The following is a 21,118-nucleotide window of genomic DNA, read 5'->3' as shown; positions in this document are numbered from 1 at the left end:
TATTATTAATTTAAGCAACTTCATTTACTACTCTTTTTTATGAATTCAATTAATTCCTTATTATGCATTATTTCTATTATAAGTTATTAATATTCCACTATCTGCTGCTTTAGGGTCATAATATGATTCTATTTTCCCCCAACTATATCTATATATTAGTGCTACTGGTAATTTTTCATGAGCTTCTCCTAAATTATTTATTAACCAGTTATTATGACTTTCTCTTTTCAATTCTACTTTATCATCACTCCAATTATCATAAGAATTTTTCAATTTTAAATCTGCATTTTTCATTTCTATCGATGATAGGAAACTATCTTTAAATATAATTTTAACCCATAGTGATAATCCATCTATTATTTGTGGACTTTTAAAATTATATCTTTCAATATTTCCATTTGTATAACTATTTACATCTATTAAAAATATTTTTTTAAAACTTTCACTATCCATTCCACTATATATTTCTTTATTATTTATAACTATTTTGCCTTTATCTAGTCTCATCTATATCCTCCTATTTTTACTTTAGTCCTTCTAATACATCTAACACTTTATTGTAATCATCTAATTGCATTTTATAATTACTCAACTCCACTGCCTTTAGTTCAACTTTCTTTATTTTACCACTACTTAGTAACTCTTTAAAATCTGGCAGAAACATTTGAGGTAGTCCACCACTTTCAAATTGCGGATTAGCCTTCGTTATTCCAAAAGCTACATCTATTGGTTCTGTTATTTCATAAGCCATCATTTTACTTCTATATTCAGCAACATCCATTCCATCTTCCCAATAAGGTTTAACTTGTAGTCCTTCAAACAACTTCCTTGCGTCTCCATCTATTCTATCTAGAGCACTTTTAGTAGTTGCATATCCTGTTGGATAAGGGTCTCCAACATATATTACTTTCCCCTTCTTCAATGTTATGTTTTTATAATTATCAACTCCAACATACGGAAAACTCCCTTGCCAACTTTGAGCTACCTCTGCCGGACTAGCTTTACTAACCCCCTTGGGGCAGGGTCTGTCTTTTCTATAAATCTAGTGTTTTCAATGCCTTACACTATTTTCTAGCCATTTCTAATCACTTACCATATTTTCTGTTATGTAGTTACTTTTTAACCTTAATTCCCCTTAATATGTTAAATTTATTTTATCATTCATAACACTTTTTATCTACATTACTACTTATGAAAAAAGATTAATGCTCAAATCACTGAAACATTAATCTTCTTAACTTCTCTCACTTCATTATTAGATTTATGCAGTGTTAACTATTCTTGCTTTTATTGATTTAACTAGATTCTGCTATCATTATTTTTTATGCAGTTAATTAGTTCTTTATTATGCATTATCCTTAATAACTTTATAAAATTGAAATATTCCACTTTCTTTTACATAAAGTATCTATACGAACTACATCATCCCATAAGCCATTTTCTTTTCCTTCTCCTGCCCATTTTTTATATTTTATCATATTTTCTTTATTATTTATTAATGCTTCTCTGTTTTTCTTTAATATCTTTTCCATATCTAGTTTAAATGGTGAATCTCCTCGTTGTTCTCTTATTAACTGAAAATATATTATTTGTAATGATATATATATATCAAACTCATTTAAATTCATCATTTCTAATAATTTACTTTCTAAAACTTTATCAATATTCAAGTCAGGTCTTTCATTATACAATTTATATATTCCTTGAGTCATAATCTGAGTGATATCTGTAGGTGAATTCGAACTAACCCACTGATGAAACTCAATTTTATACTGACCTTCCCCTTCTAAAAAATCTATAACTTCATTATTTTCTATTGCTACCAACAACTTTTCCTTTATATCCATTTATACTACTCCTTTAATTAATAAATGATATCTTAATATACTCATCATTATTAGGTATTTTATTGATTATTGCCTCTGGTGTTCCTCCATCAGTAAGCCCACCCGGTATCCAATGCGAGTTAGCCCCTGCTTCATTTCCTGATGGTATTCTTATTTCTAAATCCTTTAAATTTATTGTGTCAAATCTAACTAATCCTCCACCTGATTGAAAATATCCATCATCAAATCCTAGCATTTTTTCATAAACACTAATATCGCCACTTGCTACTTTCTCTATTTTATCCATAAAATCTTTTGGAGCAATAAATTGGGTATTGTCATTAAATCCAATAAAACTATTGCCCTCTACATACCATTCATATTGGTCTCTAGTCATAACAAATGAACCACCATTTTCAAATTGTTTTAAATGTTGTTCTATATAATCCTTGCTAAGATATGTTGACGGGTCTGGTCTACTTCCTTTAGATATAGACACTATTTCATCTACCTTTACTTTATCCAATCCAGAATTTTTTAATAAATCAGCTTTACTTACCCCCTCGGGGCAGAGTTTCCCTTATTAGGTTTTAGTGGTTGAGTTGAGTTTTCTCAACACCTACCAATATTTTATCACTATAAATAGTAATGAACTAGCCTTCTTATTTTTCAGCTAGTTCATTCTATCATTCTCTTACTGCATTATTAGAATTATGCGGTGTTAAATTTTCTTTCTCTTATTGATTTAACTAGATTATCATCCTGTTATATTTTATGCAGTTACTTAATTCTTTATTTTGCAGTTAAATTTGCTCTCTGAAGTAAGCACTAATTTCATCAAAAACATCATACTTATTCTCTTCTGAAATCTCTCTGTTAATTAATTTCCCTATTTTATCACATACTGAATTCTTATTATAATCATTCATAATGAAATATCCTTTTCCTATCTCAATCCCATCTCTTACTAACATTTTTTGAAGTTTTTTAGGACTTACAATATCAAATGAATATATTTCTGCTCCTATTTCATCTTTGAATCCTATATCTATTTGACATGATAAGAAAAAATCATCTATATCATCCCAGATTTCATTAATTACATTATAAGCTTTTATCTCTAATTTCATTTTCAACCTCCTATTTACCTAAAATATAAATATGGACATTCTTCAATTGCTTATTTGTTATGTCGCCAAATTCATTGATATACTTGTAATTTTCTGTAAAATCACCTCTCCACATTCCTTCTCTAGGTTTATACTGAATTCTAAAAGCTCACATTCCATCACTACTTGAGTAGCCAATTATATCTCCTGCATTCTTAGTTATTGTTTTATAGCCTTCACCAACCCACGCTTTACCAGTATTAATAATACTTATTTTCTTATTAATTATTTCTCCTATGGCTGCTCTTGTTGCTATTGCTACTACTAATGGTACTGTTGCAAATATAGCTTGATTACTATACAAAAAGTGCCAATATCTCTTTATTAAGAAACATTGGCATATAAAAATATATTTATTGTGTTATAGATAATTTTTCAACATAGTAATTATCCAAATCAATTCTATAATTCCACTCATTTCTTCCATATTTATCTTTGGTTAAATCACTATTCCCTTGACAAACTACCATTACCATATTTCCTACATTTTTAGTATAGTAAAAGGTATAGCCTACTGGATTCTTAATACTTGAAATTTCATCTCCATTACAATCCATAATAATTAATTTTTGATTTTCATCATCTATACCTCTAAGAATAATAATTTTATTATATTTCTTGCTATACTCAACTGATATCAAATTATTTATTTTTAGATGCTTATTTTCTTTAATAACTATTTCTTCTGCCTTAGCTGAATATGATAAAATTATAGTTCCATCAGTATTATATAAAATAAAACCTATTTTACTATCATTTCCTTTAACCTTTAACATTACCATATCATTAGCATATTCAAAGGCAAACATCATATCTGTATTCTGTATTTTAATATCCTTATTATTATAGCTCCATTTTACTATTCCATTTTTTCTATCTGTAAAAATATTCATTGCAACTCCTCCATACTTAATCCACCCAAAATTCATCAACTATATGAACATAATCTGTTCTATTTACTCTACCATTCAACTTAGAAAATAAGTCATATTGTGTAATATTCATATCACCCGGCAAATAACTATCAATAAGTAAATCTATTTGAGGACCAACTGGCCCTTCTAAAACTTCTAAACTTATTCCCTCATTAACCTCAAACTCTCTTATTACGTTACATGTATTTTTCCAATCAGATTTTACTGCTAAATTTTTTCTAATAAATTCTGTACTTTGAATTCTTTCCTTTACACCAAAACCTCCTATCATATTATCTGGTGCATTATTTTCTACTGCCATATAGAATCTATCTCCTGCCTTTAAAACATTAGTATTTCCTGATTCTCCTATAGGCCATGGCGACATTCCATTTATTAACTCATAATAATCATCAATAGTTTTTCCAGGATTAGCTTTTGAAAATTCATTCCATGTTTTATCTGACCCAATACCCAACTTTCTCCAATGTTCACTATATCGTTCTGCATCTTTAACAGACATTAAATCTCCAGAATAACCTTCAGTAGCTTTACTTACCCCCTCAGTAATTTTCCCATTAACATCCTCAATAATCTTCTTAATTCCAGCATCATCCGCACCTGTTATTCCTTCAAACTTACCATGGAAATCCTTTAGCAAGTTATCTTTTATTTTACCCTCTGGTAAGTTTTCAAGTTTATCTAACATAGTTTTAAACTCTGCTTTTAATCCTACATCCTTTATACTACTATTAAACTTCTTGTATATATCTTTTAACTCTGTAATACTATAATCATTATGGACTAAAAGACCTAACTTACTTACGTAGAAGGTATGATAATCTTCGACTTCTAAATTATAAACTTTACCCTTATTATATCCTGTTTTTTCTACACTTTCTATGGTCTTATAGATTTCTTCTGATGTAAGTAGCTTGTCTCCTTCTTTTAGTTCACCTGCTCTGACCCATCCTTTATCAGTCATAAATAAATGATCTTTTGTAGCTTGTATAATTTCATTATTTACTGTTACTACTACTAATTCTTCAGCTAACTTCTGTATCAATTTAGCTTTCTTATAACCAATATCCTCAGTCATCTCATCTCTTGCTAGCACTAATTCCCCATCAACTATAGAGGATATTTCTTTATATCCATTCTCTGTTACGACTAACGTATCGGCAGTAAAGCATCCATTAAAGCAAACATATCTCTGATAAGGAGTTAGCTCTTCACTTCTAAAGATAATTTTCTTAACATCACCAATTCCATCTTTTAGAGTTATCTTTATTTCACCATTCTGCTCTGATATATTACTAATAACAGATTTTATTCCATCACCTTTACTTTTCATAACATTTTTAAACTCTGACTTAGCCAAGTCAAAGTTTTTTCCTAATCCACTAGCCTCTAGCAGATTAATACCGCCCTTAATTCCCTTACCACCAGCATATAAAACCATGCATGCAATTGGATTTATTCCCATAGAGGCAAGAGCATTTGTACCTACCATCATAGTTGCATTTTTAACTAACTCTTTTCCCAAGGATCTTGCTGCTGTTTGTATTCCTTCTTTTACAAGCTTCCCACCAATCTTAGCACCGTCCCCTACTAAGGGAATTAAAGAAACTAAGCAAAGGCCTCTTTCTAATAAGCTTAAATCTCTACCTGTTACTAGGTCTTGTCCAACAAGAGCCTCGATTACGCCTTTAGCATCTCCAATTACAGGTATACAATCTATAACTAATGATGTATACTCCTTCCATTCAGGAATTATTTCGTAGTCAAACTCTCCTTGATGAATAAGCCCATCTAAGTACTTTTCAAAGGTTGGATATTCAGTTTTTATATCCGGATTAGCCTTTGAAAAGGCTTCGTAGTTTGATTTCATTAGTTCACCGATATCTCCGTAACCTAATACATCATCAAAGGATATGCCTTCTTTTAGAACCTCCCTTGAGCCGCTATTCATGCTGCCTCCTGGTCCCATTTCTCTATAGTATTCAGTTTTTGTTGCACCAATATTATTAGGAATAGTTATCTCATCTGATTTTATATTGCTTACCATATCTACTACCTGTTCGTAGTTCTTAGTAAAAGGTCCATCTACTTCCCTATCATAGAAATAGCATATATCTCCAAATCTTCTTAAATCAAGTATTTTATCATCAAGTTCATTATAAAAGCCTCTTTGAGATGGAAAATATAAATTCCCTAATTCCTCATCCTCATTAATTAGCTCAATAGCACTATTTATAAATCTTTCTGCACTAATCAATGTATTTCTTATATTTTCAACTGCAGTGGAGGCTGTATTTGCTTTTGCTTTAGTAGCTTCTTCTTCTATAATAAACTTTGACATTATACACCTCTGTTCTAATACTATTAATTAATATCCTTACAATATAAACTTTACCACTTACTTGTTTTATTGTAAATTATTCCTTTAAAGATGTTATCAACCTTTAATAGAGGGACTTAATATAATATCAAATAAATTAACAAAGCTAGATGAAATTATCTCTCCATTTATAATGAATTATCAGTAAATTTCTTTACAAGATCACAAAAAAATCCACGATAAATTACCGTGGATTTTCACAACTACTATTATTCTATAATTCTTCACCATTACTTGCTATAACATTCTTATACCAGACAAAGCTCTTCTTTTTACTTCTCTTTAAAGTTCCATTTCCTTCATTATCCTTATCTACGTAAATGAATCCATAACGTTTCTTCATTTCCCCTGTAGAGGCAGATACTATATCTATGCACCCCCATGGAGTATATCCTATTAAATCAACTCCATCCATTACAGCTTCCTTCATTTCTTTTATATGTTCTCTTAGGTATTCAATTCTGTAATCATCATTTATAGAACCATCTTCCTCTATCTTATCTACAGCACCTAATCCATTTTCAACTATAAATAAAGGTTTTTGATATCTGTCATATAATGTGTTACAAGTTATTCTTAATCCTAATGGATCTATTTGCCATCCCCACTCTGATACTTTTAAATGTGGGTTTCTAACGGTTTTAAAGGCATTTCCAGAAGTTTTACCATTTAATATTTCAGGATCAGTACTTGCACATCTGCTTGAATAATAACTAAATCCTATGAAATCAACTGTATTATTCCTTAATATTTCTTCATCTTCTGGTCCAAATTCAATTTCAATTCCATTTTCTCTTAAAAATCTCTTTGCATAACCTGGATATTCCCCCCTAGATTGAACATCTATAAAGAATAAGTTTTCTCTATCCTTCTCCATAGCCTTTTGAACATCATTAGGATTACAAGAATATGGATAAGTAGACCCAGCAGCTAACATACAACCAACCATTGATCCAGGTATAATTTCATGAGCCATCTTTGTTGCTAATGCACTTGCTACAAGTTCATGATGAGCACTTTGATACTTGATTTGCTCTTCATTATCCCCTTCTTCAAATCTAACACCAGCTCCCATGAAAGGAAGATGTAATATCATATTTATTTCATTAAAGGTCATCCAGTACTTAACTTTATTCTTATATCTTTTAAATATAGCTTCACAGTAATTTAAATAGAAATCAATAAACTTTCTATTCTTCCATCCACAAAACTTCTCTATAATTCCAATTGGTGTATCAAAGTGGCATATAGTAACTATTGGTTCTATACCATACTTTAGCATCTCATCAAAAATTTCATCGTAGTACTTTAATCCCTCTTCATTTGGAGTTTTTTCATCTCCAATTGGGAATATTCTTGACCAAGCTATTGATATTCTCAAACACTTAAAGCCCATTTCAGCAAATAACTTTATATCTTCTTTGAATCTATGATAGAAATCTATTCCTTCATGAGAAGGATAATATTCACCTTCAACTGGTCTTAAAATATCAATTTTTCCTTCCATAACCTTACGTCTATTTTCTCCAGCTGGACATAGATCTACTGTTGTTAGACCTTTCCCACCTTCTTTATATCCACCTTCACATTGATTTGCAGCTAATGCTCCTCCCCATAGGAAATTTTCAGGAAATCTATTTAACTCTTTCATAATAAATACCTCCACTAATTTTTCATTAAGGGAATAACCTTTAATTAAAGTTATTCCCTATACTTTATTAACTACTAAATAATAGTTAAAATATTTTCTCCTGCTTTAATATCCCCTTCTTCTGCAGGTAATACTTCTAAATAATTCATAGTATTTGTGATAATAATAGGTGTTATTAATTCATAACCTTCATTTTTAATAGCATCAATATCAAATTCTACTAAAGTATCTCCAACCTTTATTTCCTCACCATCTTTAACATGTGCTGTAAAGTACTTACCTTCTAATTGAACTGTATCCATACCAATATGAATTAAGATTTCTGCTCCATCCTTTGATTTTAAACCTATAGCATGTTTAGTTTTAAATACCATTTCAACTGTCCCATCTATTGGTGATACAACCTTACCCTCTGTTGGATTAATTGCAACTCCCTTACCTATCATTTCTGATGCAAAAGTTTCATCCTTAACCTTTGATAAAGGTACTAATTCTCCATTTAATGGGCTAGCAATTTTAATTTTATTCATTAAAGGCTTTTTATCATCTTCAACTACTTCTAATTCTTCAACTTCTTCATCCTCATCTACTGGATCTTCAAATCCAATAATCCAAGTTAAACCAAAGGCACTAACAAATGAGATAACACAACCAATAACTGCATGAACTATATTCATTGGATTCTCACCCATAAATATTGGTAATGATGCAAGTCCTGGTGCTCCTGAAGAGTAACGAACAACTCCCATAAGACCAACATATAATCCACCTAATGCCCCAGCAGTGCAAACTGCTATTAATGGCTTTTTAAGTCTTAATGTAACACCATACATAGCTGGTTCTGTTATACCAAGTACAGCTGTTAAACCTGCTGATCCTGCTAATTGCTTTAAGTCCTTATTCTTACTCTTAACTGCTACACAGAATGCTGCTCCACCTTGAGCTACATTTGATACAAGGTTACCAGGCCCTAATACATTTTCTTGCCCCTTTAATCCTAATTCATTAAATGCAATTGGAATTATTGCATAGTGCATACCTACCATAACAAATAGTGGCATAACTCCACCAATTATCATTGGAATTGACCAAGGTGCTACACTATTGATACTAGTAATAATATTTGCTAATCCATCTCCTAAAATTGAACCTATAGGTCCTAAAGCTATTAATGCAAGAGGTCCCATAACTAAAATTGTTATTAATGGTTTTGAGAAGAACTTAATTGGCTTTGGTGATATTTTATCTGCAAACATCTCAACATAAGACATTATCCAAACAACTAATATTATAGGAATAACTGATGATGTATAACTTACAAGTCTAACTGGTAAACCAAATAGTGAAACAGGATCCCCTGCTGAAACTAATGCATTCCAGTTAGGGTGAATCATTATTCCACCAAGTAACATCCCCATAAATGGGTTACACTTAAACTTAACTGAAGCTGTATATCCTAGAGCTACTGGGAATAAGAAGAATATTGCATCTCCCATAAAGCTTAAGATGTAATAGGTTTGGCTATCCTTTGCCATCCATCCTAAAGATGTTAATATAACTAGCACTGCCTTTAGCATACCTGCTGCTGTAAGTGGTGGTAAAATAGGTGTAAATGTACCTGAAATTATATCAAATACCTTTGCAAGCTTACCTGACTTTTCACCTTCTGATTTTGAGCTATTGCTTTGGAAATCTCCAAGCTTTAGTATTTCCTTATAAACATTTGAAACATCACTACCAATAATTATTTGATATTGAGGTCCATTGTCCACAACTCCAAGAACTCCCTTAGTTTTCTTTAAAGAATCTGTCTTTGCCTTTGATACATCCTTTAGATTAAATCTTAATCTTGTTGCACAATGTGTTACATTTGATACATTCTTTTCTCCGCCTACTTTTTCTAATATTGATTTTGCTAAATTTTCATAATTCATAGCTTAATTCCTCCATTTCAAAATTTTAATTTTTTTGATTTAAAATTATGAAGAATTAAGGTTTTGCCTGATCTAATCAGTAACAATCCTATGAAACTTCTGGTTATAAATTAAATCCTTCTCCTATCCTCCTTCACTAAAATTGAATTATCAGTACTTATATAAATAAAAAAACCTAAACTAACCATTAAAACTTTAGCTAATTTACTCCTATAATCTTTGATAATAAGCAGATATAGTAAACTTGTAGCCTAATTTTAATTATTAATTTAGGTTTTGCCTGATCGAATCAGTAACAATCCCAATTGAAGCCTAAAGCTTCTATTTTATCCGATCGCTACCATTGCTAACACTCCTATCTTCTATAAGTGGGAGCTAAGCACTGCTACGCGCCTGGATTAGTTCTTCTAAGCTTCAGATGGAGTAGGGTATTCCTATTAAGAAAACTCCACCTGAAGCTAAGAATCACTTTATTGTTCAATTCCTTCTTGTACAACTCTTGCAGTATGTACTATTAAGTATAGCTTTTCTTCTTTAGTTAAGTCATTGTTATATTTTTGCTTAATAAAGCCTTCAATTCTTTTAGTACACTCATAAGACTTTGGATACTTCACTTTAATCATGTCAAACAATTCATTATCATCGTCTTCATAATACCTTCCACTTGCAAGTCTTTGAGTAAAGAACTTTAAATGAGTTATAAATCTATAGTAATTTATTGATTCCTCATCAAAATCAACATTAAAATGATATTTTACAATTTTAAGTATTTCATCAATTAAGTTTATCATATTCACTACATCTGGCATATCCTGATCTAATTCCCCATTTAAAATATGCATAGCTATTGATGCAGCTTCGTCTTCTGGAAGTTCAACACCAAATCTATCTTTAATAATCTCCAAGGCTTTAACACCTACTAAAAATTCCTCTTTGTGAAGTCTTTTTATATCCCAGAGCATTACATTTTTCACTGCTAAGTTATTTTTTAATCTATCAATTGAAAATCCTATATGATCAGTAAGTGTTAAATAAATATTTTCATTTAACTTAGTATTTAGCTTTTCCTCCGCATACTTAACTATTTCCTCTGCAACTTCTAAATTCTCTACTGGAATATCATTAACTAAGGAAATCAATTTATCATTAATCCCTTTATTTTCTAAAGTGAAGATTTTTTCTATACTCTCCTCATCAATCATATCCCCTTTTTTCTTTTGGAAAGCAATACCTCTTCCCATAACAACTGATTCTTCATTATTATCATTTATAATTGTAACTACATTGTTATTTAACACCTTGTTTATTAGCATATTCCTAATCTCCTTCGTGCTAACTTTTTCATTAGATATTTGTATTTTTTGGAATATAAAAAACCCAAATCAATATCAAATAGTTATGGTTATCCCACAACAAATTTGGTATCAATTTAGGTTTTGCCTGCCGAACAGTAACAATCCAAAAATGACTCCAGCCTTAATATGATGCTATTGTAACACCTTATGTAAACCTTGTCAATAGATTTTCAGAATTATCTTTTGTTACTTAATTGATATTTCTCTTTATTCCATTTACTTCCATTATATACTATAATTAAATTACTAATCTGTAACAACCACTTTAAAGATATTTAAAATTTAAATTATAATATTTTGAACTTAAATCTCGCCTTTGAAAGCATATATAACCTAAGAGAGGAGGGATTAGTTTATGAACTATAAAACAATTGAAACCCTAGCATTACATGCTAAGAATGGTGATGAAAAGGCTAAAGAAAGTCTGATAGAGGAATTTAAACCCTTTATATTCAATCTTTCAAGTAAAAGCTTTATTCACGGTTATGAACTTTTAGATATACAAAATGAATGTTATAAGGCACTTTTCAAAGCACTTCAATATTATGATTTAGATAGACATCGTTTTGTTGCCTATGCCACTATGGCCATAAAAAATTCAATATATCTACTTATTAGAAAATCTAAAAAACGATCAGGTACAGATGGAGCTGATGCTTTAACTATGGATGGTGACTTAGAAAACTTAAACTTATCAGATAAGTCTTATATAGATGATAGGATATGTTCAGCTTGCGAAAGTGAAGAACTTAGTAAAGCTATTAATAACCTAAATTCTGAAGAAAAGGAATTCCTACATTTCATAACTTTACAGAATAAAAGTATACGTGAGTATTCAAATTTAAAAGATATACCATACTCTACTGCTGTTTATAGAAAAGGTACTTTAATGAAAAAGCTTAGTAGATCCCTTAAAGAAAATTCTGCCTACTTAAACTAGAACTTAGATTTTCCCTCTTTTAGCATATATCTTATATGAAAGAGAGGTGATTTTTTTATGGAAATCAATGAATTAGTAGGTCTTGTAGGTAATGTTGGTTTTCCTGTTGCTGTTAGCGCTTATTTGCTTATTAGACTTGAAAAGCAAATACTGTGTCTTTCTTCATCAATCAATAGACTTAATACTATAATTTCTACTAAACTTGGAATCATTATTGATAATGATGATAAAATCGCATAGTAAAATGCAGTAAACAAAAATTCTGTTTACTGCATTTTTATTTATATGTACTAAGCTACTCCTACCTCCTCTATATTAATCACCTTCCATTGCCTATCTATAATTCTAAGTTTAACTTTATATCTATAAGCAGAAATTGGTCCATAATATTTATATCCTTCAATAACTATAGAATCATCATTATCCGATACTATACTATTTATCATTAACAAATCTCCATTAATACTAATTTGCCCAATTTCATCTACCAATCCTATCTCTTTTAATTTAAATAAGGAAGCATTTAAAACTTTTTTATTGTACTTTTTAAAATAATTAATTGCTTTTCCTCGCTCTTCATAAGTAGTATCAACAAAATATACTGACTCCATATCCAGTATTATAAAATCCTTATATTCCTCTTTATCTCCTGTATACATAGCATCATAAGCAAGAATAATTGCCTCTATGAAAGGTGGTCTTTTATCTTTCTCATTGGCTATATTATTATGACTTAAACTTAAAGCTAGAATCAAGCAAATAATTATCTTCATAATATAGTAGCTCCTTTATCTCTTTAATATATTTTCATTTAAAGAGATGAAATATATTCATAATATACTTAAAATAAAAAGCACCTAACATTTCTGATAAGCGCTTTTAAATATATTACTTCTTATTTTCCCTTTTATACTTTTGATAAAGGATATCTTTTAAAATTAAAACTGTATCCTGATCATTAAGTTTAAATTCTTCTTTAAAACTATCGTACAATTCTGATACCTTGTCACAATATTTATTTATTCCTTCTATACCTTGATATGAAGCTAAAATAGGATATTTTTTACTCCATGCACTCGTCCAATCAATTTCATCTACTATCATTTCCATACTAGTAAGGTCCCCACCAATATGGCTTTCACTTACAAGATAATCATAGCTTACATTGTACAATTGACTTAATAGTTTTGCCTTAAGTAACTCAGGAACAGTTTGATCCGTTTCCCATTTACTAACTGTTTGTCTAGATACACTTAATTTTTCAGCAACATCTTCCTGAGATAAACCTGACTTTTTACGCAAATATAATAATCTTTCCCCTAATGACATAATAACCACCATACTTTCATTCATTTCAAGTTAACTTGTAGCTATAGTATACTAGAAACTACAGCCCTTTTCTATCAAGTATAAATGGATATTTGTCAACTAAACTTAACATTAAGGAATTTATTTATTTCATCAGTAAGATTTATAATTGTATGCCCTGCTTCTGGGCATATATTTATTTTAGCCTGTGGAAGTAATCTTTCTAAACGTTTTGCTGTCTTATCAGAGTGAAGCATTATGTCCTTTAAACCTACAAACAGCGTGGTTGGCATATTTAATCTTTTTATATCTTCATCAGAGAATATAGGAATTATTTCAGTTCTATTATTAAAGTTTTTCCCTATAAGCTTTTGATATTTCAACATTTTTTCTGGTATAGGTTGATTTCCATTAACTTTATAATAAAGCTTATCCATACCTTTTTCACCAAAGATCATATGTCCAATACACTTAAATAAAAATGATTTCCTCTGTGGTCCTATTCCTGATGGAGAAATCAATAGAAGCTTATCTACCTTTTCAGGATAGCTTATAGCAAATTTAGTCCCTAGCCATCCCCCTAATGAAATACCTATTATACTAGCTTTATCTAAAGTTAATCCATTGAATACTTCATTTAACCATTTAGAATATGAGTCATCCTCTAGTGGTAATTGAGTTTCTTCACTTTTTCCTGGTTCTCCTATCATATCAATAGCATATACCCTATAGGTAACTGAATATTTTTCTATATCCTTTAACCACATTACTGAATTCATAGCACTTCCGTGTAACAATACAAGGGGTGGTGAGCTCTTTTCTCCAGCTGCTATAATAAATGTTTTTCCATACTCTGTATCTACATATAGTTCTTCTAAGGAAAAAGTAGAATTTTGAAGAAATGAATTATAATATTCAATAACATCTCTCTTACCTTCTTTACTTTTAAAAGCACTAATTTTCTTCATATCAATCTTCTCCTATATTTAATAGCCACTTTTCTCCCTCAGCAATATCAGCAACTACCCTAAATTCATTTCCTCTATTAGCCTCACCAACTAATTCCTTAAATCTTAAACTTAAGTCCTCTTTATTATCTAAAAGAATAACAAACTTAATATGATAGTTAATAAACTTTTGTAACATTACTCCTGCTAAACCAGTTCTAAGATTAAAGAAATCCTCTGAAAGAGCTTTTGAATTTATAATTATTAACCCTGTATCATGTTCAAAGGAAGTAGAAACAATATCTATCACATCATCCTCTGTAGAAATCTTCTTCTCATCACCTTCGTACATAATATATTTTTTATTTTCTTTTTCTACTATTCTATATTTCATCTCTATACATCCCCCATCCTATCTTCTACTAAAACTGAAATTGAATTTAACATTTCTTCAATAAATTTCACATTACCCCATAGCATTACCTTTAATCTATTTTCCTCTTCCTTATAAAGCATATTTATTGTTGATTTATCTATTTTAGAATCATTAGAATTCATCATAGCTAAAAGCATATTAGATATCCTCATATACTCATCCTTATCTATCTCATTAATATCTACTACAGTAGATACACTTACTCTATTATCTAAAGTTCCTTTTCCTCCTGTAGCTGAGTACTCAATGCTTGATTCTTCCTTTACACTTTTACTAGACCTAGTAACATTGTTTTTTTCCATAAAGAGACTTAGATCATGTCCTGATATTCTCCATTGTTTCCCTACTTTGTTTGCTCCAAGTTTTCCTTCATTTATAAACTTTCTAATAGTTTTATGATGCATACCTAACATTTCTGCAATTTGATCTATAGTATAAAATTTATTTTCCATGACTATTCTTCCTTTCCTTATCTACTATATTTGATATTATAACCAAGGTTATTTTAGAAGTCAATGCTTTTTGTTGTATTTTATTGTACTTTATTGATATTTATTGCGCTTTAGTTTTATTGTTTTATCCTTTATTGCTATTATCCCCTTGCTCTCAATAAATAAAGAGCTAATGAAATAATCTCAATTAGCTCTTTCAATATCCTATTTACTTTTTCCTTGCAGATATTAATAACATCATTGGACGACGTAACTCATCCTGCATCTCTAAGTTTCCTTCTAACATAGATGGATCTGGTTCTGGCTCTACAACCCCTGTTATCTCAAATCCAGCCTTAATTAAAGTGTTAATATATGTAGTCATAGTTTTATGATACTTTTGTACCTCTTCCCCTAAAAATACTGAACTACGAATACCTTCAGTAAAGTACCTATCAACTGGCCAATGAATTCTGTTACCTTCCTCATCATAATACCAGTCTTGTTTACCTTCTGCTGTGAATATTGGATGTTCCACTGAAAAGATAAAATCTCCACCTACAGTAAGGCACTTATATACCTTATCACATATATCCTTAAAAGATTTTATATAGTGGAATGCTAGGGAACTAATTACAACATCAAAGGAGTTCTTTGGATAATTTATATTCTCTATTGGCATTCTTATATACTCAATCCTTGGAGAATAGTTTCTACTTTTAGCTTCTTCTAACATATTCTCTGATAAATCAATACCTACAGCCGATTTTGCCCCATTCTCAATTGCATACATGCAATGCCAACCAAAACCACAGCCTAAATCTAATAGCCTCTTGCCAGTAAAATCAGGTAGCAATTTTTTAAGTTCATGCCATTCTCCTGCCCCTTTCAATCCATTAACGGAACGGGACATTTTCTTATATTCATTAAAAAAATTAGAATTATCGTATTTATTTTCCTTCATTTTACTTTCTCCTTTGAGTAATTAATTTCTATAATATACTAAAATTATAGCATAGTTCATACACAGTGAATGTGAGAGTATGGTTCTGTAATATTCTTTCCTATATATTAAAGAAAGAGCTAATGAAATAATCTCAATTAGCTCTTTATATATTATTATTCTTATAGTTTATATTCTCTTATTATTCTTCTTATACTACTTTCTGATAGGTAATAACCCTTAGCTAGTTCTTTTACCGATATTCCTTTAAGAAACTTCTCATAAATTTCTATATTTCTTTTAACTAACTCCTGTCTAAAACCACTATCTTCTCCCCAAGACTTTTTATTATTCTCCCTCTTAGGTATGTATAAGTATATTCCATCAACATACTGTTGAAGTTCTCTTATTATACTGCTAGGTAATATATTCTGTGCATTTTCATATTTCATATTTTTGCTCCTATTCACTATTATTAATGTAAATATAGATGCAAAAACTGCACACAACTATTTTGATAAACTATTAAATTTTGAATAGCTCCTCACAAAATATGCTCTGTATTTTACAGCTTTTGCTTGGAGCTTGATACAATAACTAAATGGTCTGTACTATACATGCACATGCTACCCCCTTCATATAAAAAATCTACAACTATACTTTAACACAAAATCATCTTTTCAAAAACATAGTCCCTAGTAAACAAAAAATTTAAAATTAATATATTTTTTATAAAACTGTTGACTTTTCCCAAATAGAGGCATATACTAATAAAAAATAACTAAACATATAAGTTTAGTATGAAATGCAATTGTAAGGGGGCATATATATGGAAAGTACATTCTTTTCGAAATTTATAATGGTTACTGATATCAAAACTGTATTATTTATAGCTATATTAATAGGAATATTTTTTGCAGTTAATATATTAGCAAAGAAAAAGGTGAAATTCTCAACACGTATGATAATTTCAACTCTAACTGGTTTATTATTAGGGGTAATAATACAAGCAGTAGCTGGATTCCCATCTACTCCTGGTGAAGTTGCCTGGATTAGTGAAGTAACTAAATGGTACGGATTATTTGGTTATGGATTTATGGATCTTTTAAAGATGTTAATCGTTCCTCTAGTACTTCTTTCAATAATAAGAGTTATTATTAATATGAAAGATGGAGAAAAACTAGGGAAACTTACTGGTAGATCAATTGCTGTGTTACTTGGAACTACTGCTATTGCAGCAATAATCGCTATTATTGTAGGTAATTTATTCAAACTTGGTGTTGGAGCTGAAGTTATAGAGGCTAAATCAGAAATTAAGGAAGTTGCTTCTGTAGTTGATACTCTAAGAGGCTTATTACCATCAAATCCTGTAAAGGCAATGGCTGATGCAAATATAGTTGCTGTTGTTATCTTTGCTGCATTTATTGGACTTGCTATCAAGAGATTAAATGTAAAACATTCAGATGCAATAAAACCTTTTACAGATCTAGTTGAGGCTGGTTATAAAATCATCACAAGTATTACAATAACAGTAATTAAATTTATGCCTTATGCTGTAATAGCCTTATTAGCTAATACAATTGCAGGTAAAGGTGTATCTGCAATACTTACGGTAATTGATTTTATTTTAGCATTATATATAAGTCTTGCTATTATGTTTGTGGTACATTTGGTTATTATTTCATTAAATGGATTAAACCCAATAAAGTATATTAAAAATGTTACTGAACCTTTACTTCTAGCTTTTACATCACGTTCAAGCCTTGGTACATTACCAGTTACAATAGAAACATTAACTGAAAAAGTAGGTTTAGAACATGGTCTTGCAAGCTTTGTAGGAAGCTTAGGCTCTAATGGTGGTATGAACGGTTGTGCAGGTATATATCCAGCTTTAGTTGTTATTACAATAGCTAATATGTCTGGAACACCTATGGATATTAGCTTCTACGCAATGCTTGTTATAGTAATTGCAATAGGGTCACTTGGAATTACAGGACTTCCTGGAACAGCTACTGTTGCAGTATCAGTTGTAGTATCTGGTATGGGCCTTGGAGCTTACTTCCCTCTAGCTGGAGGAATCCTTGCAATAGACCCAATCTTAGATATGGGACGTACTTTAATTAATGTAAATGGGACTATGGTTGCTGCTGTTACTGTTGGAAATAGCTTTAATGAAATAGATAAGGATGTTTATAATAGTGATAATAAAGTAGCTGAAGCAGAATAATTTTTACATCTAACAAGGAATGATTAAGAGAGAAGAAATAAGAATTCTTATTTCTTCTCTCTTTTCTTTTACTTCTTCACTAAGTTAATTCCTTATATTTCATTAAGTACTTCTCTAATATTCTTTGTAAACAAGCCACCATGATAACATATAATCCTATCTATATCGTAATTTAAAAACTTCTTTACAGATTTTTTTGCATCTACTAAATCTAATGTATATTCAGGCAAAGCTATATCAAGCTTTCCATTCTCTATTACTAATGCATCTCCAGCTATTAATGATTTACTTTCTCTAGCATAAACTGATATATGTCCAGGCATATGTCCAGGGGTAGCTATTATCTCTATACCACCACAAATATCAAAGTAATCCTTATCCTCTAAGGTTATGTCTACTTTACAGGATTCCACTGATTCCAAGACCTTATGAAATGCCATGGCTCCTTCCTTCTCCTCTTCTGGTAAGCTTTCATATATCCCTTCTGCTTGCTGTAATCTTAAGGATTTTTCCTTACCACTAATATAAGGCTCATCCTCTTTAGCAGCTAAAATTTCTATATTAGGATATTTTCTTTTAAATTCAGCTACTGATCCCATATGGTCAAAATCATGGTGAGTTATAATTATTTTAGTTAACCTTCCTATATCAACTCCATTTTTTATTCCTTCCTCCTCAATTAAGAATAAGAAACCTGGATATCCACAATCTATTAAAACCATTTCTCTTTCATCTTCCAAAACAACTGGATAAATTCTATTAACTTCTCCTCCAAAATCAAAATTAACTTCTAATATACTTACTTTATTCATCTTAATTCTCCTTATATAGTTTAACTTATTATATATTATCATCTCCACTGAATGGATAGTTAGTACATAAATGACTCTGTATTATTTTCAAACAAATGAAAATTATCATATTACTTATTCTTTATCCTAGAATTTTATGATATAATACATCTTTAAAATAGGAGGATTAGATATGAAAAACCTTGAATTACCAAAGATTGGACTAAGAACTATAAAAACATCTATAGCAGTATTTTTATGTTTGGCAATACTACCTAATGAACCTTTTTTTGCTTGCCTAACTTCTGTTTTTTGTATTCAAGACACTGTTGAAAACTCATATAAAATGGGTAAAAATAGAGGTATAGGAACAATAATGGGAGCCCTAATTGGTCTTATTGTAATGTTTATATTTAAAGCTGTAACCTACAATATAGATTCTGTTTTTATTAAGAAGCTTATAATTTACATATTTATAGCCCTAGGTATAATTATAGTTATTTATTCTAATAATCTTTTTCTTAAAATGCCTGGTGCAATAAATGTTGCCTGCATTGCTTTTCTTGCAGTGACAACTACCCACGCTTTTAATGATCCAATATATTATGCTGTTAATAGAACCTTTGAAACAATATGCGGAATAATTATTGGTATAGCTGTAAATGTTCTAATTAATCCACCAAAATCTAAAAAAGAGTGCTAATCCCTTTTAAGATTAGCACCCTTTTTATTATATATCCAATTAAATCTCAACTAAATCCCCTTAGATCTTCTTAACAAATTCAGATTTTAACTTCATAGCACCAAAGCCATCAATTTTACAATCAATATTATGGTCACCTTCAACTAAACGTATATTCTTTACTCTTGTACCTTGCTTTAAAGCTGATGAAGCTCCTTTTACTTTAAGATCCTTAATTACTGTTACAGTATCTCCATCCTTTAAGATATTTCCATTTGAATCCTTAACAACAAGAGTATCTTCATTACTTTCATTTTCTCCACCTGCTGTCCACTCATAAGCACACTCTGGGCAAACTAATAAGTTTCCATCTTCATAAGTATATTCTGAATTACATTTTGGGCAATTTGGTAAATTATCCATAATTTCATTTCCTCCATTCCTCATTGTTAAATATAATTTATAACTTTTAATCCCCTTTTACAGCTTCATTGAAAGTGTAATTAGGTAATAAAAATTCACAAAAACCACATAGAGAGTTCTTTTGAGACTCTATGATATCATAGTCTTCATTAATTGACAAACTTCATTGCAGATAATTCCATAAACCTCCACTATATTAGTATTTATATTATTAAATTCTAAATCAAAGGAGCTATTCCTGAAAATAATTAAATAAACATAGGAAATCTAGGTTTTATCCTCCAATTTTATCAATATTTTTATAGAGTAGTCTACAATATTCATGGTTAATCTATTAGTGTCGACAGAATAATAAATTTAGGAGGTACACATATATGTCTTCATATAATAGTGGTAGCAAAAATTTAGTACCAGAAGCAAAACAAGGTTTAAATAGACTTAAAAATGAGGTTGCTTCTCAAGTAGGATTACAGGATTATGAAAATGCTGATAAAGGAAATCTTACTTCTAAGCAAAACGGAAGTGTTGGCGGAGAAATGGTTAAAAAAATGGTTGAAAGTTACGAAAACGGAATTAAATAAATAGTTATGGATGCACTAATATTAATTAGTGCATCCATCTTTTTGATTTTACATAAATATGCTATGTTTAATATTTTCTGTTTCACACTAATTATTTTAGAATAAATTATAAAATCTATTCTTAGAGGAGATATACATGTTTAAACAAAAAACAAATCC

At 30.0% G+C, this 21,118-nt stretch carries 25 protein-coding genes; 5 read left to right on the top strand and 20 right to left on the bottom strand.

The window, feature by feature from the left end; genetic code table 11:
• Positions 1–60: 60 nt before the first annotated feature.
• The 11 genes from ACSYT2_RS01665 to licT form a co-directional block, all read right to left on the bottom strand.
• Positions 61–507, bottom strand: a complete 447-nt coding sequence (locus ACSYT2_RS01665) for a hypothetical protein (RefSeq protein ID WP_066891389.1) — start codon at positions 505–507, stop codon at positions 61–63.
• Between the two features lie 16 nt (positions 508–523).
• Positions 524–1,042, bottom strand: a complete 519-nt coding sequence (locus tag ACSYT2_RS01660; RefSeq protein ID WP_497527378.1) for a hypothetical protein — start codon at positions 1,040–1,042, stop codon at positions 524–526.
• A gap of 325 nt (positions 1,043–1,367) precedes the next feature.
• Positions 1,368–1,847: a hypothetical protein gene (locus tag ACSYT2_RS01655; RefSeq protein WP_438382990.1), complete on the bottom strand. Its 480-nt coding sequence runs from the start codon at positions 1,845–1,847 to the stop codon at positions 1,368–1,370.
• Between the two features lie 13 nt (positions 1,848–1,860).
• Positions 1,861–2,352, bottom strand: coding sequence for a hypothetical protein (locus tag ACSYT2_RS01650; RefSeq protein ID WP_438382989.1), 492 nt, complete (start codon positions 2,350–2,352; stop codon positions 1,861–1,863).
• A gap of 277 nt (positions 2,353–2,629) precedes the next feature.
• Complete coding sequence (locus ACSYT2_RS01645; protein ID WP_438382987.1) at positions 2,630–2,956, bottom strand: Imm8 family immunity protein; 327 nt, start codon at positions 2,954–2,956, stop codon at positions 2,630–2,632.
• Positions 2,957–3,104: 148 nt separating this feature from the next.
• A complete protein-coding gene (locus tag ACSYT2_RS01640) occupies positions 3,105–3,299 on the bottom strand; it encodes a hypothetical protein (RefSeq protein WP_438382985.1) in 195 nt (64 codons plus the stop codon).
• A gap of 49 nt (positions 3,300–3,348) precedes the next feature.
• On the bottom strand, positions 3,349–3,924 hold the full coding sequence (locus ACSYT2_RS01635; RefSeq protein ID WP_438382984.1) for a hypothetical protein: 576 nt from the start codon (positions 3,922–3,924) through the stop codon (positions 3,349–3,351).
• Positions 3,905–6,271 carry a polymorphic toxin-type HINT domain-containing protein gene (locus ACSYT2_RS01630; RefSeq protein WP_438382982.1) on the bottom strand — a complete coding sequence of 789 codons (2,367 nt, stop codon included), beginning with the start codon at positions 6,269–6,271 and terminating at the stop codon, positions 3,905–3,907. Before ACSYT2_RS01630 ends, ACSYT2_RS01635 begins: the two co-directional genes overlap by 20 nt.
• Positions 6,272–6,524: 253 nt before the next feature.
• Positions 6,525–7,961, bottom strand: coding sequence for a 6-phospho-beta-glucosidase (locus ACSYT2_RS01625; RefSeq protein WP_438382981.1), 1,437 nt, complete (start codon positions 7,959–7,961; stop codon positions 6,525–6,527).
• 74 nt (positions 7,962–8,035) lie between these two features.
• Positions 8,036–9,895: a beta-glucoside-specific PTS transporter subunit IIABC gene (locus ACSYT2_RS01620; RefSeq protein WP_438382979.1), complete on the bottom strand. Its 1,860-nt coding sequence runs from the start codon at positions 9,893–9,895 to the stop codon at positions 8,036–8,038.
• A gap of 470 nt (positions 9,896–10,365) precedes the next feature.
• Positions 10,366–11,208, bottom strand: a complete 843-nt coding sequence (gene licT / locus ACSYT2_RS01615; protein WP_430858213.1) for a BglG family transcription antiterminator LicT — start codon at positions 11,206–11,208, stop codon at positions 10,366–10,368.
• Between the two features lie 397 nt (positions 11,209–11,605).
• On the opposite strand from licT, the gene ACSYT2_RS01610 reads away from it, so the two are divergent.
• The gene (locus ACSYT2_RS01610; protein ID WP_438382977.1) at positions 11,606–12,190 is read left to right on the top strand and encodes a sigma-70 family RNA polymerase sigma factor; all 585 of its coding nucleotides are present in this window, start codon (positions 11,606–11,608) and stop codon (positions 12,188–12,190) included.
• Positions 12,191–12,247: 57 nt separating this feature from the next.
• Complete coding sequence (locus ACSYT2_RS01605; protein ID WP_438382975.1) at positions 12,248–12,430, top strand: YvrJ family protein; 183 nt, start codon at positions 12,248–12,250, stop codon at positions 12,428–12,430.
• 50 nt (positions 12,431–12,480) lie between these two features.
• Here ACSYT2_RS01605 and ACSYT2_RS01600 read toward each other — a convergent pair whose 3' ends face one another.
• The 7 genes from ACSYT2_RS01600 to ACSYT2_RS01570 all read right to left on the bottom strand — a co-directional run bounded on the left by ACSYT2_RS01600 (position 12,481) and on the right by ACSYT2_RS01570 (position 16,707).
• On the bottom strand, positions 12,481–12,963 hold the full coding sequence (locus ACSYT2_RS01600; RefSeq protein ID WP_438382973.1) for a hypothetical protein: 483 nt from the start codon (positions 12,961–12,963) through the stop codon (positions 12,481–12,483).
• A 115-nt stretch (positions 12,964–13,078) separates the two neighbouring features.
• Entirely contained in the window at positions 13,079–13,519 is a 441-nt protein-coding gene (locus ACSYT2_RS01595) for a helix-turn-helix domain-containing protein (RefSeq protein WP_438382971.1), read from the bottom strand.
• Positions 13,520–13,614: 95 nt separating this feature from the next.
• Positions 13,615–14,466, bottom strand: a complete 852-nt coding sequence (locus ACSYT2_RS01590; protein ID WP_438382969.1) for an alpha/beta fold hydrolase — start codon at positions 14,464–14,466, stop codon at positions 13,615–13,617.
• Position 14,467: 1 nt separating this feature from the next.
• Positions 14,468–14,839: a DUF4180 domain-containing protein gene (locus tag ACSYT2_RS01585; protein ID WP_438382967.1), complete on the bottom strand. Its 372-nt coding sequence runs from the start codon at positions 14,837–14,839 to the stop codon at positions 14,468–14,470.
• Between the two features lie 2 nt (positions 14,840–14,841).
• Entirely contained in the window at positions 14,842–15,333 is a 492-nt protein-coding gene (locus ACSYT2_RS01580) for a helix-turn-helix domain-containing protein (protein ID WP_438382966.1), read from the bottom strand.
• Positions 15,334–15,541: 208 nt separating this feature from the next.
• The gene (locus ACSYT2_RS01575) at positions 15,542–16,276 is read right to left on the bottom strand and encodes a class I SAM-dependent methyltransferase (RefSeq protein ID WP_438382964.1); all 735 of its coding nucleotides are present in this window, start codon (positions 16,274–16,276) and stop codon (positions 15,542–15,544) included.
• A gap of 161 nt (positions 16,277–16,437) precedes the next feature.
• Complete coding sequence (locus ACSYT2_RS01570; RefSeq protein ID WP_430858206.1) at positions 16,438–16,707, bottom strand: CD3324 family protein; 270 nt, start codon at positions 16,705–16,707, stop codon at positions 16,438–16,440.
• A 377-nt stretch (positions 16,708–17,084) separates the two neighbouring features.
• On the opposite strand from ACSYT2_RS01570, the gene ACSYT2_RS01565 reads away from it, so the two are divergent.
• A complete protein-coding gene (locus ACSYT2_RS01565; RefSeq protein ID WP_430858205.1) occupies positions 17,085–18,482 on the top strand; it encodes a cation:dicarboxylate symporter family transporter in 1,398 nt (465 codons plus the stop codon).
• A 92-nt stretch (positions 18,483–18,574) separates the two neighbouring features.
• Here the strand turns inward: ACSYT2_RS01565 and ACSYT2_RS01560 are convergent, their stop codons facing one another.
• A complete protein-coding gene (locus ACSYT2_RS01560) occupies positions 18,575–19,294 on the bottom strand; it encodes an MBL fold metallo-hydrolase (RefSeq protein ID WP_438382963.1) in 720 nt (239 codons plus the stop codon).
• A gap of 172 nt (positions 19,295–19,466) precedes the next feature.
• Between ACSYT2_RS01560 and ACSYT2_RS01555 the strand changes: the two genes are divergently transcribed.
• The gene (locus ACSYT2_RS01555) at positions 19,467–19,976 is read left to right on the top strand and encodes an FUSC family protein (RefSeq protein ID WP_430858202.1); all 510 of its coding nucleotides are present in this window, start codon (positions 19,467–19,469) and stop codon (positions 19,974–19,976) included.
• 60 nt (positions 19,977–20,036) lie between these two features.
• Here the strand turns inward: ACSYT2_RS01555 and ACSYT2_RS01550 are convergent, their stop codons facing one another.
• Positions 20,037–20,378 (bottom strand): zinc ribbon domain-containing protein YjdM, encoded by a 342-nt coding sequence (locus ACSYT2_RS01550; protein ID WP_430858201.1) that lies wholly within the window; start codon positions 20,376–20,378, stop codon positions 20,037–20,039.
• A 374-nt stretch (positions 20,379–20,752) separates the two neighbouring features.
• On the opposite strand from ACSYT2_RS01550, the gene ACSYT2_RS01545 reads away from it, so the two are divergent.
• Complete coding sequence (locus ACSYT2_RS01545) at positions 20,753–20,959, top strand: alpha/beta-type small acid-soluble spore protein (RefSeq protein ID WP_430858200.1); 207 nt, start codon at positions 20,753–20,755, stop codon at positions 20,957–20,959.
• Positions 20,960–21,118 lie beyond the last annotated feature (159 nt).

The sequence above is a fragment of the Clostridium zhoujianii genome (genome assembly GCF_051590805.1).
GTDB lineage: Bacteria > Bacillota > Clostridia > Clostridiales > Clostridiaceae > Clostridium.
The sequence above is the reverse complement of the archived record's forward strand: the minus strand, read 5'-3'. Positions and strand labels throughout refer to the sequence as shown.